Here is a 17,913-nt window from a genome sequence, read left to right as displayed (position 1 = left end):
ATTTTTATAGTGACGTACATAGCAGCAATATACACAAACTGCTGGTTTAGGTAGTTTATGCCTGTCCCAGTCGTTATTCTGGCAAATTTGTAGTAACATTATTCGTCGAACAGGTATCCATACACGCCAGCGAACACCTTACCTTTTACGTCTCTGTTAACCATGTCAAACGTACCAGCATAGACACTGGCATCTGGGTTCAACCACAGGATAGTCTGCAATGCTCCGTCCGCCATACCAATAGCAGCTATTTCAATATCGTAACCATTGATAAAAATAGCAACCCACAGTAGTACCCCTACTATGTATCAACAGTAAAAAACAGGCTTGTCTTTTTCAGAAAGGCATTTTTCGCAAAGAAGCGCGTTTAAAAACTGCGGAAACCAAACACAAACCATACACTGATTATTATTGAAAGTTGAAATAAATGTTTACAGGCATCGTTCAGGGTTTAGGCATCGTCACCGCCATTAATGAGCACCACCAGCTACGTACCTTACAAGTACGTCTGCCAGAAAACGCCAGCGATAACCTCAGTATTGGCGCCTCCATCGCCAACAACGGCTGCTGCCTCACCATCACAGCTATCAAAGGAAACGAAGTATGTTTCGATATCATGGCAGAAAGTCTGGCTAAAACCAATCTGGGGCTGCTGCAAGTAGGCGATGCAGTCAACATTGAACGTGCCGCACGTTATGGTGATGAAATCGGTGGACATATCATGAGCGGCCATATTTTCACCACCACCACCATCAGCCGGATTGAAGATACCCAGAATAACCGCACCATCTGGTTTAACCTCCCCGACAATACCAAGCCCTATATCCTCACCAAAGGCTTTATTGGCCTCAATGGTTGCAGCCTTACTATCGGTGAAGTAACCGCAACTGAATTTAATGTACACCTCATTCCCGAAACCATAAACCGAACTCTGTTTGGAAGCTGCCAAGTAAATGATTGCATTAATCTGGAACTAGACGCACAAACACAAGCAATCGTTGACACCGTACAAAAATACATGCAACAGCACGCCGATAAATAAAAAATTTATTAATATTTAATAACGTATAGTATAAATAGCCCTAGTGAGACATGCTACCTGTTTTAGCACCTTATATCCAATCAGAGTCACATTATTTAATACCTTACAAGGTCTTCCAGAACTATAACCCATTAATTAGTTACCGTTCTTGTTTATGGCAAACCAGTTAAAAGATATAACCTAATCCGTATAATTAAACCGTTTAATATGCCTGTTTTGCTATGGGCTGCTAAAGTTGAATATAATCATTAGGTATACCATTTAACTTCCTCAGTTGATATACACTATTTCCTTAAGCGTCGATTCATAATCTACTCTTACGTTTAACGGATAACCACCATATTCAGCCAGATTACTCAGCTAACGGCCGGTTACCCAAACTCAAATTGCTGAATATATTAATAAAAAAATATCGGAATACTTTTTGCCAATATCGCAAATCTGGAAAAATATGGACCAATTAATTCAAGAATACGTTATCAAACATTTTGCCTGCAAATGAAATCAGCGTTAACAAACCTCATCGGTATCGTGTTTTACCACCAGATGAAATTTATACAAGTTTACCGATTCGAACTGAATACCTTCGTGAATCCGCTTTCCTTATTGCATAAATAGCTGTTTTCATAGGATTGACTCACGCTCCCATTGGTAAAGTGAGTCAATAAATCACATATGACGCAAGTGATTAATCCGGTTGTCCAGTGTAGGATGAGTACTAAAAAGTGAATCAGCAGCTTCGCTGGCAATTCCCATAGCAGACATACCGGCTGGCAGATGACTTACCTCACCTTTCAAACGCTGTAAAGCAGCAATCATTTTCGGAGCCCCCACCAGTCGGGCTGCACCAGCATCAGCACGATATTCGCGATGGCGGCTAAACCACATCACAACCAGACTGGCCAGAAAACCAAAAGTTATCTGTAAAATCATACTCGCCATGTAATAAGTATTATAGGACACCTCACCATCATCATTTCTGGACACAGCTTCTGCAATACGGCGAGCCCAGAAGAAAACAAAAGTATTAACCACACCCTGCAACAATGTCATTGTCACCATATCACCATTGCCAATATGAGCCATTTCATGGGCAAGTACTGCTTCTACCTCATCCTGCGACATACCGTGCAATAAACCCGTACTGACAGCAATCAGCGAACTATTACATGTGGCACCGGTGGCAAAAGCATTTGGTTCAGGCGAATCATAAATAGCCACTTCCGGCATAGAAATATTCCATTGACTGGACAGATTCGCAACCGTATTCAACAACCAAGCTTCAGCAGCTGTTTTTGGCTGGCCAATTATTTGACCATTAACCGAATTGAGTGCCAACGTTTTGGACATAATCAGAGAAACAACAGATCCAGTAAAGCCAACTACAGTGGCCAGCAATAACAAACTGCACAGAGCACTGCCATGAACCTTAATTCCCAAAAGCGCACAAAGAATATTCAGAACAACATTAATAACAATGATGACTGCAAAATTGGTAACAATAAACAATATAATACGTTTCACATTATGCCCTTTTAATTTCTGCAAAATTTAGTCAGCACAATATTAGTGACATATTTAATCATCAATAATCAATTTGTAATCACACTGGCTGGTGTATAAAACAAAGCAGAATTCTCATTTGAGTAATATCAAAAAAGACCAAAGATATTGAATTTAACCATCCAAATCATCACAACTGAGCCATATCAAGCAATTCACATATATCTTTATAATACTAAAATACCAAAAACCGCCAAGCTTTATAGACGCACTTCACCATGACCCAAAACAATCCATTTCTGGCTAGTCAGTCCTTGTAAGCCTACAGGGCCACGCACATGAATTTTATCAGTAGAAATACCAATCTCAGCGCCCAAACCATACTCATATCCATCAGCAAAGCGAGTCGATGCATTAACCATTACACTAGCTGAATCTATCGCACGTAAAAATAACTGAGCATGAGGTAAATTATCAGTAACAATAGTATCAGTATGATGACTGCCATAGTGATTGATGTGACTAATAGCCTCATTAACATCATTCACAACTTTAATCGAAAGAATCGGAGCCAGATATTCAGTTGACCAATCTGCTTCCGTTGCCGGAATAATTTTATCACCTAAAATTTGCTGAGTTCGTTCACAACCGCGTAGCTCAACATTTTTTTCATCATACTTTCGCTGTAGTAAAGGCAATAACTCTGCTGCACGATTTGCATGAACCAACAAAGTTTCCATAGTATTGCAGGTACCATAACGAGAAGTTTTAGCATTTACAGCGATATTAATCGCCATATCTGTTGCTGCAAATACATCAATATACACATGACATATTCCATCAAGATGCTTAATCACAGGCACACGAGCTTTCTCATTTACCCGTTGCACCAATCCTTTACCACCACGGGGAATAATCACATCCACATAATCAGGCAAATTCACCAAAATATCCACACCAGCACGATCAGTCTCAGTAATCAGATTGACCGCAGCTTCCGGTAACCCTGCTCTTATTAGCGAAGATGTAACAACCGCCGCAATTGCCCGATTACTATTAATCGCCTCAGATCCGCCACGTAAAATACAACTATTACCAGATTTCAGACATAAAATTGCAGCATCAAGCGTAACATTCGGTCGCGACTCATAAATCATGCCAATAACCCCTAATGGCACACGCATTTTACCTAGCATCATACCACTTGGAAGCCTACGGAATTCATCCATCTCCCCCACAGGATCAGCAAGTGCAATTACCTGATGCACACCATCAATCATGGCATCAATACCACGCCCAGTTAATTGCAGCCGATCCAGCAATGCGGCATCTAGACCCTGCAAACGAGCTAAGTTCATATCAACTTCATTGGCAGCAAGAATTGCTTCCCGCTGTTTAGCCAAGCCCTCAGCAATAAAAGACAAGGCCTGATTCTTTTGGGCAGCAGAAACAGTAGTTAAAGCAAAATAAGCCTCTTTAGCTGCTTTAGCCATCTCAGTAATATATTTGGTCAATCCCATGCAAATTTACTTTCCAGCAAGTAACGCAAAAATCATTCTTATTCTCATATAAAATCACAATAGACACATTTACCCAACTACAATAATCCTTGCATATCACCCAATATCCAAATTATACGTAAACATTATTACGTTTAGAAAAAATACCAAAGCACTGCCAAACTAATCAATAAGCGTATCAGTTGAAACTTTAAACTGAGTTTGCGGTTTTAATACGATCAGACTATCAACAGCACCAATCGCATTAATATCCTTATTTGGATAATCCAGTTCCGTCAGAAAATAGCGAATACAATTAAGACGAGCTCGCTTTTTATCATCAGACTTAATCACTGTCCACGGTGCATCACCAGTATGCGTATGAAAAAACATATCATTTTTAGCTGCCGTATAATCATCCCAGCGATCTAGTGATTGAATATCAACAGGAGAAAGTTTCCAGTGTTTTAACGGATCGTCACGTCGGGAAATAAACCGGCGTAACTGCTCCTCTCTTGATACCGAAAACCAAAACTTAAACAAATAAATACCACTGTTCACCAGCATACGTTCCAGTTCTGGCGTTTGACGCATAAACTGTAAATATTCATGAGGCTGACAAAAGCCCATTACCCGTTCCACACCAGCACGGTTATACCAAGAACGATCAAAAAACACCATCTCGCCACTAGTAGGTAAACGTTCAATATAGCGCTGAAAATACCACTGACCTTTTTCAGTCTCACTGGGCTTTTCCAGTGCCACAACCCGGGCACCACGCGGATTAAGATGCTCCATAAAGCGTTTAATCGTGCCCCCCTTACCCGCTGCATCACGCCCCTCAAACAAAGATACAATTTTCTGACCAGATTCCTTAACCCAGTTTTGCACTTTTAGCAATTCAATTTGCAATCTAGCCTTTTCACGTTCATATGTTGCACGTCGCATACGTGTCCGATAAGGATAGCTTGCAGGTAAAGGAGCAGTAGAAGAATCTTCATCAGAATGTTTGCCCTGATACTTCAACACACTTTCATCAAAAACATTTAATTTAACATCTTTATCCTGAACGTTACTTTCAGTAACCTGATCAGATTGCAATTGCTGCGCACTCATATTATTCCTTTCCTCTCTGGCTCCGAGTAAACCAAAACTTTCTTTTCTAAGAAATCCGATAATCTGAATAAATATTGTAACCCAAACTCGTACTTATATACCAAATAAGTCGTTATAATATAATTAATTAAATGAATATCTAATCTATAACAGCATAACTTCTTTGCTTAAGCAACAACATAATTGCCTGCAAATGCTCCCATTTACACAATAAAGCCTAACAGATTAGTCAGCATAAATGCTTATCTAACGTACCAATAAAAAACGGATAATCAAAACTGATTACCCGTTCAATAAACTTCAATACCACAGATGACTAAAACAGAGAGTCTAACTGACTATTATTACCTGATTGAGGAGCTATTGGAATTTCACCTGTATCATCAGTACCACCATTATCATTGGTAGTAGTATTATTTGTGCCGGCTGTAACCGGACCATCTGCACGATTATCCAGCGGCAAATTAGGATTAGTTGACTGATATTCTTTAAGAAAATACTCGCCAGACTTCTGTACAATACCAGCTGGAACCGAGAGTTTAACCACCGGTTTACCTTTCAAGGCATAGCGCATATATTCTACCCACACCGGTAAAGCAATAGTTCCACCAAAGGCTGAACGCCCCATACTGCGAGGTCGGTCAAAGCCAATAAACACAGCACTGACCACATTCTGATTAAAACCAACAAACCATGCATCTTTATTATTATTGGTTGTACCAGTTTTACCTGCAATATCATTTCTTCCCAGTGCACGGGCACCATATGCCGTGCCACGATTAACCACATCCATCATCATGCTATACATAATAAATGCATTACGAGGATCAATAGCCAGTGGTGCATTCTGATTGGCTACCAATGGCTGCATCTGCGCCCGCAAATTACCATGGCCATCGTAAATCCGGTCAATCACATAATTGGAAACCTTAAAACCACCATTGGCAAAAATAGCATAACCTTCCGCCATCTGCATAGGTGTCACCTCACCACTACCCAAAGCCATAGATAAACTGTTGGGTATCTGATCCGGGCGAAAACCGAAATGCCGTATATACTGTCTGGCATAGTCAACACCCATCGCCATCAATATACGAATCGAAACCATATTCTTGGATGCTGTTAATGCCTGACGTAGCGTAATAAATCCAGCATAACGTCCATCAGAATTTTTAGGTGTCCAAGCACGTCCACCCGCGCCCATCCCCGGCAAAATTAAAGGAGCATCATTTACCACAGTCGCAGGCGTAAAACCCTTTGCAATGGCCGCTGAATAAATAAATGGTTTAAAAGAAGAACCTGGCTGCCGCTTGGCCTGAGTAGCACGATTAAAACTACGCCGGTAAAAATCATAACCACCAACCAGAGCCCTTACCGCACCAGTCTGTGCATCCAAAGCAACAATAGCGCCTTGAAGTTCCGGCTGCTGCACCACACGATAGCTTTTACCGTCATCGCGCACATGTACCACCGAACCAATACGGATTGAAGCCTCTCCTAATTTGGGATTATTAATAGCTCGCCTAATCCAGTTATAACCATTACCACTAATACGACTTTCACCTACGCCAGCTATATATACCGTCATAGAATTTGAATCCAGCGCAGTTACCACAGCCGGCACCATACCATCCACTGCGGAACGATTAGCCAGATACTGTTCTATTTGCTCATCACGAATATCTTCTGGAATCTTACTCAGATCAAAAAAACCTTCTGCTCCCCGGTAGGCCGAACCCTTATCAAAATTAGTCAGCGCTTTACGCAACGCCTGTGTAGCAATAGCCTGATCCTGTGAGTTAACAGTCGTATAAACCCGGAAACCTTGGGTATAAGCTGCATCACCATATTTCTCATACATCTGCTGACGTACCATTTCTGCAACATAAAGAGAATTCTGGTCTATAGACTGATGATAATGCACATACTGTAATGGCTCAGTAAAGGCCGCGTCAGCCTGAGCAGCAGTAATCTTACCCATTTCCACCATATTATTCAGAATATAGCGCTGACGTATCTTAGCTCGTTGCGGATTTACAACAGGATTAAAAGTGGAAGGTGCTTTGGGTAAACCGGCCAGAATCGTTGCCTCTGCCAAATCCAGTTTTTGAACCGGTTTATTAAAATACATCAGAGACGCAGCAGCAAAGCCATAGGCACGCTGCCCCAGATAAATCTGATTAAAATAAAGCTCAAGAATTTGATCTTTAGTTAAATTTTGCTCAATCTTATAGGCAAGAAGAGCCTCATTAAATTTACGTGTATATGTGCGCTCATTGGTAAGGTAAAAATTACGCGCCACCTGCTGGGTAATCGTACTGGCACCTGACTGTACACCACCCGTTATATTATAAATTAGTGCACGGGTAATACCGATAAAATCAACCCCGCTATGCTCATAAAACCGTTTATCTTCAGCTGCTATAACTGCATCCTTGAGCACCTGAGGAAAGTCATTGATTCGGGTAAAAGCACGTCGTTCCTCACCAAACTGCCCCATAAGCTTACCATCGGCAGAGTAGATTGTTAGTGGCATCTTGGGTTGATAATGTGTCACAGCTTCCAGAGACGGCAATTTAGGATACGTAACCAAAATTGCAATCGCCACCAGACCAGCAGCAAAAAGCCCCAGCCCAACCAACAAACCTACGGTAGATAGTAATAATTTTCTAATCATAATCAACTAATTTTCATTTAAAGGCTGCGAAACATATTCAAAATAAAGTAAACTTTGTTCTTCATTTAGTTAACAATACACAACAGCAGTTTTTAAAGCTTGATAACACTCGTTAAATAAACTGACAGAAAGCCCTTTCATGAAACTGAATAATTTCAAAATAAATTCAAAGAATAAGAAGGTGGCCACAACTTCCTCGGGACAGAGTCTTGGTATCAGTATTACTGATAAAAGCATTAACATGGTGCTATTGAATGCACGCAGTTTAAATCAATTTCGTCTCGAAAAATACGTTGTTGTCCCTCTGCCAAAAAATACAATTGGTAATGGCAACGTCGAAAATCATGAAGAACTTGTTGCTCATTTACAACAGGCAAAACAGAAGCTGCAAAGCAATTGCCGCAACATTACAGTCGCCATTTCTCAAAAACAGGCCTCTCTTCAGTTCCTCACTCGGGATGAAGATACAGAGTATACCGAAGAAGAACAGGTTATGGCTGAACTAAGTCAATATGACTCCCTTGATGACGTCAGTTATGATTACCAGAACGTTAGCACCGATAATCAAGGCAGGGAAAATCTGCTATTGGTTAACAGTAAGCGGGAGGATGTGAACACCCTGCTGGATGTATATACTGATGCTGAAATTACACCCACACAAATGGATGTAGATATATTGGCAGTGATGAATTGCGCCATTACATGGATCAATATCAGACAACCAGACCTAGCCAATAAATGTATTGCTGTATTCAATATTGATTACAACGAGACACAGGCAATTATCATGCGCCATGGCAAACTGTTATACAAACAGGAAATTAATCTGGGCTATGATCACCTAATGCAGTCTTTACGACGCAACTATCAGCTTACCGAAGAAGAAGCTTGGGACATGCTTTATAACCCATCTAAGCCTGAAGATTATAACTTAACCGTAGCACAGCCATTTCAGCAGCAGTTTATTCAGGAAATTCAACGTGTTTTACAGTTTTACTTTACTTCTGCCAGTCAGGAAAGTGAAATTGATGAAATTCTGATTTTTGGCTATGGCAACAATAGTGCCAATGGATTTACTGACAATATCAGACAGCAAACCCATATACCGGCACAACAAATAAACCCCATACTATTAGCACAACCCAGTAATAGTATCGAACAGGCAAAACTGCAACAGGACAGTAGCTTATTAACCGTCGCCTTTGGTCTGGCCGTAAGAGGATTATAATATGTTACCTTTATTAAAAATTAACCTGTTACCTTATCGCGAAGCATTACAGGCCAAACAAAAGAAACAGTTTCAAACATTATTGGCAGGAGCAGCCATAATTGGTCTCGGACTGGCCTTTCTAGGCTATACAGCGTTTGATAGTCGAGTAAGCAGTCAGGAACGCCGTAATCAGGTTTTAAAAGATGGCATAAGCAAACTGGATACACAGATAGGCGAGATTGCCAAACTGAAAGAAGAACGAAAAAACTTTATGACGCGTCAGGAAAAAGTTTCAGAACTGTCTCATAAACGTTTTGAAGCTGCTCGTATACTGGATACACTGAATGCTGTTGCTCCCATGGGATTATATGTAACCAGCATCGAAGCTCAAGATGCCAATACATACATAGTTACTGGCAAAGCATTCAGTGATGCCAAAACTGCTGCATTTATGAGTGCATTACCAGGTAGACTTTTCAGCACTCCTGAATTGTTAAATATTAAACGCGTTAATAATACACAAGAATTCAGCATCCGAATCCGCTTGAATAGCAATATTGGTCTGCAGGAAGACATGTTTGAAATTAATCAAGCCATTAGCTCAAATCCAACACCTGCCGAACAAAATTTGGCAACAGAAAAACCACAAAACCAAGTTGCATCTGGTGCATCAGAAGCATCAAATTGAAGGAGTAGTTGAATATGGCAAAAAACATTGATCTTAAAGCAATAGATTTAAATTCCCTATACCGGCAAGGCCAACCTGTGCAACTAGGCGTAGCTGGGGGTATTATCGTTGTGATTCTCGTTCTGGCCTACTTCTTTGTTTACAGTGGTCTAAATGAACAATTAAGCCAATTGCAACAGCAAGAGGAAGAACTCAAACAGACTTATACAGAAAAAAGTAAGCAGGCTGCTAATCTGGATGCTTTGAAAGAAGAGCTAAATAATATAAATGGTTCATTTCATTTATTACTGAAGCAGCTGCCAACACAGGCAGAAATTCCTAATTTGATTCAGGAGTTGCATGAATGTGCAACCAAAAACGGATTAAATATGGATAGTATCACACCCGCAGGTATTCAAAATACTGATTCAGGAAATAATGCCGAACAGCAGGTTATCCAGACATTACCCTACCACATCACCCTGACGGGTAACTACAATCAGATCATTCAGTTTATACGCGATGTGGGAAAATTATCACGTATTGTGACATTAAACTCCATTGTTCTGAAACAGAATGATAAAAATAATATGCTTACCTTAAATGCAGTTGCCAATACTTACAAAGCGTTAACCGATGCTGAAATTAAAGCACAAACTGATGATAAAAAAAGATAAGAAATAAGCTTATTTTCGCAGTAATAACGGAACTTTTAAATATATAAGCAACGGATTAAACATGAATAAATATCTACTCTGCCTTTGTATTCTGACACTAGGTGCATGTTCGGCAGCAAATGAAGATTTGCATGAATGGATGCAAAATACCAGCCAGCAGGCAAAATCCAAACCCATTAATCATAAACAGGCTGAACTAAATGCTCAGACCCAATATACTCCTCCAGTACAGCCACAAATGAATATCTTTAATCCAGCACGTTTAAAAGCCGGATTACAGGGAAACAATATCCCTGATTTAAACCGTCCTAGACAAATTCTGGAGAATTATTCCTTGGATGAATTACGTTATGTCGGCCTAATTAAGACCGCCGGTAAAGCACCTTCAGCTTTCATTGCCGTAGAAGGTCATGTATATACCGTTAATCTCGGTAATTATCTGGGACAGAATTATGGACGTATAACAGCCATAACACCGGATGAAATCGTCATTACAGAGTTAGTTGAAGACACATATGGCAATTGGTCAGGCCGACGCGCCAGCTTACCGCTACAAGCAACAGATAACTCTGCTGCGGACACAGCCAGCCAGAACTGAAAAAAAGTAACCCATTTAAAATTAAGAAGGTATCATTATGAAAATTAAAACCATATCTATTTTATCCACTCTGGGTCTGGGTTTACTGAGTCAGAGTCTACTGGCGGGAAATATTACCGCTATCAATGTCGGCACTTTGCAAAATCAACAGCGGCTGATTAAAATTCAGTTTGATAGAGATCCTGCACTGCCACGAGGCTTTACTACCGAAAATCCGGCACGGATTGCACTGGATTTTGATGACACTGGATTAACAGTCCCACAAAATCTGCTAAAATTTAATGACTCAGTTTTACAGCAAATTAAAGCTGGTCAGACCTCATCCCGTACACGCGTTTTGCTTTCTCTAGCCAAAGCAGCTCAGTACAATGCCACCATTAAAGGTAACGAAGTCTGGATTTATGTACAGGAATCACTTCCTGCAAAAAATAAAGGAAAAGGCAAACGGGCTCCGCTTGTCAACACTACTCCCGTATTAAACTCACCATCCTATCCAGCAAGCAACAAGATAACAGAACAGGTGATCAACCAACGATCCGTTATTGGAGATAACAATACATCTAATGCAGCTGCTCCTATTAGTGTAGATTTTCAAAAAGGTAAAAATGGTAGCGGCGTAGTCTCCATAATCGGACTAAATGGCAAAGTTCAACCTGTGATCAAACGTAATCCATCCAGTTTGACATTAACCTATAAAAATGTACCTTTATTAACCGAATTGCAACGCAATCTAGATGTTACCGATTTTAGTACACCGGTACGCTCTATTCGCTTACGTCGACTAGGTAGCGATACTGAAGTTAATATCCAGATGCAGGGTAATTGGGAATACAATCAGATTAAAAGCGGTAATAATCTGATTGTAGAGGTATCCCACAAGTTTGATTTAGACAGCGAAGGGTTAAAAACCAATAAATCTTTTAAAGGTAAACGCGTTTCTTTAGACTTTCAGGATATTGATGTTCGTACCATCTTACAAATTCTGGCAAAAGAATCGGGTATGAATATTGTCGCCAGCGACAGTGTTCAGGGGAAAATGACTATTTCATTAAAAGATGTTCCTTGGGATCAGGCACTAAATCTGGTAATGGAATCACGTAATCTGGATATGCGTCGTAATGGCAACGTAATTAATGTTGCACCTCGCGAGGAATTGTTGTCCCGTGATACAGCCACTCTTGAACAGCAAAAGAAAGTTGATGATTTAGGTCCACTGCTTTCTCAAACTTTCCAGCTGAAATACCGTAGCGTAGAAGAGTTCAGAAAAACTCTTAAACTTTCAGAAGATGGAAAAAGTTTGGATCCAGAACATAGTATATTAAGCCCTCGAGGTAGTGTATTACTGGATTCAGCTACTAATAACCTGATTATTACCGATATCAGTAGTGTCATTAAAAAATTTGAAAAACTAATAGCACAAGTAGATGTTCCCTCCCAACAAGTACTGATTGAAGCACGAATTGTAGAAACTACCGATAGTTTTGCCCGTGAATTAGGTACTAAGTTCGGTTATAACCGGCATACAAACAAAAATATAATTGGGGGACATATGACAGAAAATAGTTGGAGTAATGCTGGTGGTGGTACCAGTTCAGCTACATTTGACTCTCCAAATATTAATCTTGGTGTAGCCAATCCAACTTCAATTGTGTCTTGGGTGCATAATTTTGCTTCAGGTGCATTGTTCCTTGAACTTTCAGCATCCCAGTCTGAAGGTATAACAAAAGTTATTTCGTCACCAAGAGTATTAACTCAGGATCGCAAGGAAGCCAAAATTGAATCTGGTTATGAAGTTCCCTATCAGGAAGCTACTTCTAGCGGAGCTACCTCTGTTAGCTTCAAGGATGCTGTATTAGGATTAACGGTTACGCCACAAATCACCCCAGATGGCAACATTATCATGACATTGAACGTACAAAATGATCATCCAGTTGCTTGTTCAAATGTTGCCGCTGATGTTACTCGCTCTGGTGATATTTGTTTGCAAAAAAGAACCGTTAACACCCAGACCATGATAGAAAATGGTGGTACATTAATTATTGGTGGTATTTATAATGAAAACAATGAATACGGCACTAGTAAAGTACCTTTATTAGGTGATATTCCAGGTATCGGCAACTTATTCAAATACAAGAAAAATAGACAGGACCGTAGTGAAGTACTGGTCTTCATTACACCACGTATAGTTGAATCCACTAATACGCCGCTGAAATATTAAGTTATACCCAGCAATATCAATTCAGCCAGTCTGCAAAAACAGACTGGCTTTTCTTATGTAAACCTGTAACTAGCAAACACCGTATCAAATCGTATCTACTTAAAAGAAGCTGAGGCCTATTGTTTGTCAAGCATAGGATAAAATCTCAACTTAAGAAAGAAATCATAGCAAAGTTCAAGTGCCTACTTCAGTTCATAAAGCATAGCCACTGGAATTACCATGCATTTATCAGGTATAAGGCTAATTACAGCTTAACCACAGGACAAAGCGTAAACAACGAATTCTCTCACGAAAGCTAAAAAATTATTGCTACCCTACAAACTAAATGAATACTAATAAATAGATTTATGAGTGACATCAATCACAATCAACGGCACACTACAACATTTAAAGTAATAGATGGCTATAAATGTGAAGTGTTAGGTATCAATATTACAATCCGTTTATCAACAGGTAGATTATCGGTTATTTAGATAAACGAGCTGACTACCATATTATCCTCTAAAAATACACGAAGATAATGGACAGGCGTTTACCGGGAATACATCCTCTAACCGAACATAATTTCCTAATATAGCGATAAAATACAATACCCTAGCAGCCAAATCAAAATAGCTATATTGAAAGATCAAACGTACGTAGCGCACAGAAATGCCGGATTTATATCTCTTTAACAATCTGGAAAAGCAAGGAACGTAACTGAATAATGACTGAGGGCTTAAAACACCAAAAACCTCATAAGGCATATAATATGACATTGATTGAGCTAAACACTAAAAACAAGCAACATAATTTTTCTGCATTAATTCTGTACTGAATTTGGAATATTTACAATTCCCTTATTAATAAACTAACAACGAATCAAAATTTGCATAGAATAATATAAATAGATTCAGCACTAGCCATTAACTATCTATCGCAAGTCTAGTAATGCATAAATTGCGGTACTCAGCTACAATAACAGACATGGATGATATAGCTGGCAACCTAATTCTGATTGGTTTGATGGGAGCAGGTAAAACTACTCTTGGTAAACAACTGGCAAATAAATTACGTCGTACCTTCTATGATAGTGATCAGGTAATCTGCGAACGTACCGGTGTTTCCATACCAACCATTTTTGAGCTTGAAGGAGAAGCTGGATTTCGCTGTCGAGAAGCAATGGTCATCAGCGATCTGGTACAACAAAAAAATATTGTGATCGCTACGGGTGGCGGCACAGTTTTACAAATTGAAAACCGGCTTAAACTGCAACAAAATGGCCACGTAGTTTATCTTCATGCCCAACCAGAGGTCTTATTGGGCAGAATTGCACATGATAAAAACCGCCCGCTGCTACAGGTATCAGATCCATTAGCCAAACTACAGGAATTATATACTATACGTGATCCTATTTATCGCACCACAGCACATACAATAATAGATGTAGATAGTCCTGATAGTACCCATACCATTACTCGAATAATACGATTACTGCGTAAACCTCCCCAACAATTGTTTCTGTTATAAGCCATTATGTATACTCTTTCCGTTGCCACCGCCTCACATCAATATCCAATTTTTATTGGTAGTCACTTACTTGAATCAGCACAAAATATCCTTGCTCCCTATCTTAATAATAAAATTGCAATTATTAGTAATGACACAGTTGCAGCATTATACTTATCTCAATGGCAACAAATTCTAACCCAGTCAGGTTATGAGCATTTCAGCATCATTTTGCCCGATGGTGAACAATATAAAAACTGGCAAACACTAAATCTTATTTATGACGGCTTGATGCAACATCGAGCAGAACGCCAGACCACTTTATTAGCGTTGGGCGGAGGAGTCATTGGCGATATGGTAGGCTTTGCAGCTGCAACTTACCAGCGTGGTGCACCTTTTATTCAAATTCCCACCACACTTCTTAGTCAGGTAGATTCATCTGTCGGCGGTAAAACAGCAATCAATCATCCCTTAGGAAAAAATATGATTGGCGCATTCTATCAGCCACAGGCCGTATTTATCGACATAAACAGCTTACAAACCTTACCTTCTCGCGAGCTCTCCGCAGGTTTAGCAGAAGTTATTAAATATGCAGTATTAGGTGATATTGAATTCTTACAATGGCTTGAAAGCAACATTGTTGCATTAATTGATCAAAACCCCTCTGTACTGGCTGAGGCTATTTATCGCTGCTGTCAGATGAAAGCCGATATTGTTGGCAAAGATGAAAAAGAAGCCGGCATACGCGCTTATCTGAATCTTGGGCACACCTTTGGCCATGCCATCGAAGCAGAAATGGGCTATGGCAACTGGTTACATGGAGAAGCTGTCGCTGCGGGCATGGTACTGGCATGTCGATTGTCTGAACAACTTGGTTATCTGCATCCGGAAGATACTGCACGCGTAATTGCAATATTATCTAAAGCCAACCTGCCAGTTGTCCCACCGGCAATGCCAATGAGTGCATGGCTTACCCATATGAGCCATGATAAAAAAGTAATTGATGGAAACTTGCGTTTTGTAGTGATCAAAACCCTTGGGCAGGCTATGCTAGCTGACAATATTACAGCAGATACCCTTGCAGCGACATTAAAGCAATACATTTCATGAAGCATGTTAGAATCGCTATCAGCTCAATCATCAACCTTAATATTAAACGCAAGATAAAGTATGACCAACAAACCCGATCAGCTAGTGGAAAGCAATGAACATCATACCCGTAGTATCCGCAGCTTTGTTCTTCGCCAAGGCCACATGACTGCTGCACAACAACGTGCCATTGATACACAATGGGCGCAATATGGTATTGATTACCATAAAAATATAGTAGATTTAAACACTATATTCAATCGAAATGCACCTAAAATTCTCGAAATCGGCTTTGGTATGGGTGTAGCAAGCGCTGCCATTGCCCAAAATCTTCCTGCATATGACTTTCTGGCTATTGATGTCCATGGACCAGGCGTAGGCAATTTATTAAAACTGATTCAGGAACAAAATATCCAGAATATAAAAGTCATGCGCCATGATGCAGTAGAAGTAGTCAATCATATGCTCAGCAACAACAGCCTGCATGGCATACATATTTTTTTTCCTGATCCATGGCATAAAAAACGCCATCACAAACGCCGTCTGATTCAAATACCGTTTATTGAACAACTGCTACCAAAATTGCAAAAAAACGGCTATATCCATCTGGCTACTGACTGGCAAGAGTATGCAGAACAAATGCTTGAAGTACTAACCAGCTTCTCCGAATTACAAAATACAGCAACCGATTTTGCACCCACACCTGCCTATCGGCCGGAAACCAAATTTGAGGCACGTGGCAAACGTCTGGGACATAATGTGTGGGATTTGGTCTTTGTTAAGAAATAACAGTTCAAATCAATAGAAAGTAAAAACATTTGAGGTACAATTACATTGGATTGCATTATGGCAATTCACTTTCCCTCAAATAACATTGCTGTCTTCTAAGGAACTGAGATGTTTCAGAACGTCAAATACTATCCGGGTGATCCTATTCTGGGTCTGATGGAGCAATACAAACAGGACTCGCGCAGCCAAAAAGTGAATCTGGGTGTAGGTGTTTATTATGATGATACTGGTCACGTACCTGTACTGGAATGCGTCAAAACTGTAGAGTCGCAGATGGTAGAAAAACATCTGCCACATGAATATCTACCTATGGAAGGGTTCCCCGGTTATAGACAAGCCTGCCAGAAATTATTATTTGGCAGTGAACACGAAGCCATTAAAACAAATAGGATTGCAACTATTGCCAGCCTTGGTGGCTCTGGTGCCTTACGCATTGGTGCAGAATTTATCCACCAGTGGTTCCCACAGGCAAAAACTTACGTTAGTGATCCTACATGGGGCAATCATATTAGTATATTTGAAGGAGCAGGAATAGAAGTACATAAATATCCCTATTATGATCCTGAAACCATTGGCATCAAATTTACAGAACTAAAACAATTTTTTCTGCAACTAGAAGCAGGCAGCATCATATTATTACACCCGTGCTGCCACAATCCTACAGGTATCGACCCCACACAGCAGCAATGGGATGAAATACTGGATATTATCCAGCAAAAGCAGCTAATACCTTTTATGGACATAGCATATCAAGGATTTGGGGATGATATAGATACAGATACCTATGCAATTCGCAAAGCGGTAGATATGGGCTTATGTATATATGTCAGTAATTCATTTTCCAAAAATCTATCCATGTATGGTGAACGCGTCGGTGGTCTGAGTATAGTCTGCCCTACAGCAGAAGAAGCGCGTCTGGTACAAAGCCAGCTTAAATTTACTATTCGCCGTTTATATTCAAACCCACCCGCATACGGTGGCAACGTAGTTGACCGTGTAATGAATAATAGCCAATTATTTCAGCAATGGGAGCAAGAAGTTTATATCATGCGCGATCGCATTCGTGCTATGCGCTCTCGTTTGTATGAAGTATTACAGGCTAAAATTCCAGAACGCGATTTCAGCTATTTTATAAAACAACGTGGCATGTTCAGCTTCACCGGCTTAAGCCCCCAACAGGTAAATCGCTTAAAAAATGAATTCGGAGTGTATTTAGTCGAAAATGGTCGCATGTGTATGGCCGGTTTAAATACCAGCAATATAGAATATGTGGCCAATGCGATGGCAGAAGTATTGAAATAAAATCATTTCCTAAATGACATAAGCTGGCTGGTTTCAAT

Annotated in this window: 14 protein-coding genes; 10 read left to right on the top strand and 4 right to left on the bottom strand. The window is 40.0% G+C overall.

Going from position 1 to position 17,913, the window contains the following annotated elements; translation table 11 throughout:
- Positions 1–427 precede the first annotated feature (427 nt).
- The gene (locus tag J6578_RS08195; RefSeq protein WP_239364571.1) at positions 428–1,042 is read left to right on the top strand and encodes a riboflavin synthase subunit alpha; all 615 of its coding nucleotides are present in this window, start codon (positions 428–430) and stop codon (positions 1,040–1,042) included.
- A gap of 669 nt (positions 1,043–1,711) precedes the next feature.
- Here J6578_RS08195 and htpX read toward each other — a convergent pair.
- The 4 genes from htpX to J6578_RS08175 all read right to left on the bottom strand — a co-directional run bounded on the left by htpX (position 1,712) and on the right by J6578_RS08175 (position 7,837).
- Complete coding sequence (gene htpX / locus J6578_RS08190; protein ID WP_287954335.1) at positions 1,712–2,566, bottom strand: protease HtpX; 855 nt, start codon at positions 2,564–2,566, stop codon at positions 1,712–1,714.
- 239 nt (positions 2,567–2,805) lie between these two features.
- Positions 2,806–4,065 carry a glutamate-5-semialdehyde dehydrogenase gene (locus J6578_RS08185; RefSeq protein ID WP_287950734.1) on the bottom strand — a complete coding sequence of 420 codons (1,260 nt, stop codon included), beginning with the start codon at positions 4,063–4,065 and terminating at the stop codon, positions 2,806–2,808.
- 162 nt (positions 4,066–4,227) lie between these two features.
- Positions 4,228–5,160, bottom strand: coding sequence for a polyphosphate kinase 2 (gene ppk2, locus J6578_RS08180; protein ID WP_093091531.1), 933 nt, complete (start codon positions 5,158–5,160; stop codon positions 4,228–4,230).
- 316 nt (positions 5,161–5,476) lie between these two features.
- Entirely contained in the window at positions 5,477–7,837 is a 2,361-nt protein-coding gene (locus tag J6578_RS08175; RefSeq protein WP_287954333.1) for a penicillin-binding protein 1A, read from the bottom strand.
- A gap of 181 nt (positions 7,838–8,018) precedes the next feature.
- Here J6578_RS08175 and pilM point away from each other — a divergent pair, with 181 nt between their 5' ends.
- From pilM to J6578_RS08130, 9 genes are all read left to right on the top strand, one after another.
- Entirely contained in the window at positions 8,019–9,065 is a 1,047-nt protein-coding gene (gene pilM / locus J6578_RS08170; RefSeq protein WP_176715050.1) for a type IV pilus biogenesis protein PilM, read from the top strand.
- A gap of 1 nt (position 9,066) precedes the next feature.
- Positions 9,067–9,735, top strand: coding sequence for a PilN domain-containing protein (locus tag J6578_RS08165; protein WP_239427632.1), 669 nt, complete (start codon positions 9,067–9,069; stop codon positions 9,733–9,735).
- Positions 9,736–9,749: 14 nt separating this feature from the next.
- Positions 9,750–10,391 (top strand): type IV pilus inner membrane component PilO, encoded by a 642-nt coding sequence (locus J6578_RS08160; RefSeq protein WP_100150603.1) that lies wholly within the window; start codon positions 9,750–9,752, stop codon positions 10,389–10,391.
- Positions 10,392–10,452: 61 nt separating this feature from the next.
- Positions 10,453–10,989, top strand: coding sequence for a pilus assembly protein PilP (locus tag J6578_RS08155; RefSeq protein WP_100150604.1), 537 nt, complete (start codon positions 10,453–10,455; stop codon positions 10,987–10,989).
- A 37-nt stretch (positions 10,990–11,026) separates the two neighbouring features.
- Positions 11,027–13,207, top strand: a complete 2,181-nt coding sequence (locus tag J6578_RS08150) for a type IV pilus secretin PilQ (RefSeq protein WP_287954330.1) — start codon at positions 11,027–11,029, stop codon at positions 13,205–13,207.
- A gap of 966 nt (positions 13,208–14,173) precedes the next feature.
- Positions 14,174–14,716 (top strand): shikimate kinase, encoded by a 543-nt coding sequence (locus tag J6578_RS08145; RefSeq protein ID WP_287954328.1) that lies wholly within the window; start codon positions 14,174–14,176, stop codon positions 14,714–14,716.
- 6 nt (positions 14,717–14,722) lie between these two features.
- On the top strand, positions 14,723–15,805 hold the full coding sequence (gene aroB, locus J6578_RS08140) for a 3-dehydroquinate synthase (protein ID WP_287952320.1): 1,083 nt from the start codon (positions 14,723–14,725) through the stop codon (positions 15,803–15,805).
- A gap of 60 nt (positions 15,806–15,865) precedes the next feature.
- Positions 15,866–16,573: a tRNA (guanosine(46)-N7)-methyltransferase TrmB gene (trmB, locus tag J6578_RS08135; protein ID WP_093091513.1), complete on the top strand. Its 708-nt coding sequence runs from the start codon at positions 15,866–15,868 to the stop codon at positions 16,571–16,573.
- A 108-nt stretch (positions 16,574–16,681) separates the two neighbouring features.
- Positions 16,682–17,875 (top strand): amino acid aminotransferase, encoded by a 1,194-nt coding sequence (locus tag J6578_RS08130; protein WP_239364553.1) that lies wholly within the window; start codon positions 16,682–16,684, stop codon positions 17,873–17,875.
- Positions 17,876–17,913 lie beyond the last annotated feature (38 nt).

It is taken from the genome of Snodgrassella sp., from assembly GCF_024103505.1.
Classification (GTDB): domain Bacteria; phylum Pseudomonadota; class Gammaproteobacteria; order Burkholderiales; family Neisseriaceae; genus Snodgrassella; species Snodgrassella communis.
The sequence above is the reverse complement of the archived record's forward strand: the minus strand, read 5'-3'. Positions and strand labels throughout refer to the sequence as shown.

Bases quoted from the DNA above. Each gene is read 5' to 3' on its own strand.
- J6578_RS08145 (WP_287954328.1), top strand. From the start codon at position 14,174: ATGGATGATATAGCTGGCAACCTAATTCTGATTGGTTTGATGGGAGCA.
- J6578_RS08165 (WP_239427632.1), top strand. From the start codon at position 9,067: ATGTTACCTTTATTAAAAATTAACCTGTTACCTTATCGCGAAGCATTA.
- J6578_RS08130 (WP_239364553.1), top strand. From the start codon at position 16,682: ATGTTTCAGAACGTCAAATACTATCCGGGTGATCCTATTCTGGGTCTG.
- J6578_RS08150 (WP_287954330.1), top strand. From the start codon at position 11,027: ATGAAAATTAAAACCATATCTATTTTATCCACTCTGGGTCTGGGTTTA.
- J6578_RS08195 (WP_239364571.1), top strand. From the start codon at position 428: ATGTTTACAGGCATCGTTCAGGGTTTAGGCATCGTCACCGCCATTAAT.
- J6578_RS08185 (WP_287950734.1), bottom strand. From the start codon at position 4,065: ATGGGATTGACCAAATATATTACTGAGATGGCTAAAGCAGCTAAAGAG.
- J6578_RS08160 (WP_100150603.1), top strand. From the start codon at position 9,750: ATGGCAAAAAACATTGATCTTAAAGCAATAGATTTAAATTCCCTATAC.
- trmB (WP_093091513.1), top strand. From the start codon at position 15,866: ATGACCAACAAACCCGATCAGCTAGTGGAAAGCAATGAACATCATACC.
- J6578_RS08175 (WP_287954333.1), bottom strand. From the start codon at position 7,837: ATGATTAGAAAATTATTACTATCTACCGTAGGTTTGTTGGTTGGGCTG.
- ppk2 (WP_093091531.1), bottom strand. From the start codon at position 5,160: ATGAGTGCGCAGCAATTGCAATCTGATCAGGTTACTGAAAGTAACGTT.
- aroB (WP_287952320.1), top strand. From the start codon at position 14,723: ATGTATACTCTTTCCGTTGCCACCGCCTCACATCAATATCCAATTTTT.
- J6578_RS08155 (WP_100150604.1), top strand. From the start codon at position 10,453: ATGAATAAATATCTACTCTGCCTTTGTATTCTGACACTAGGTGCATGT.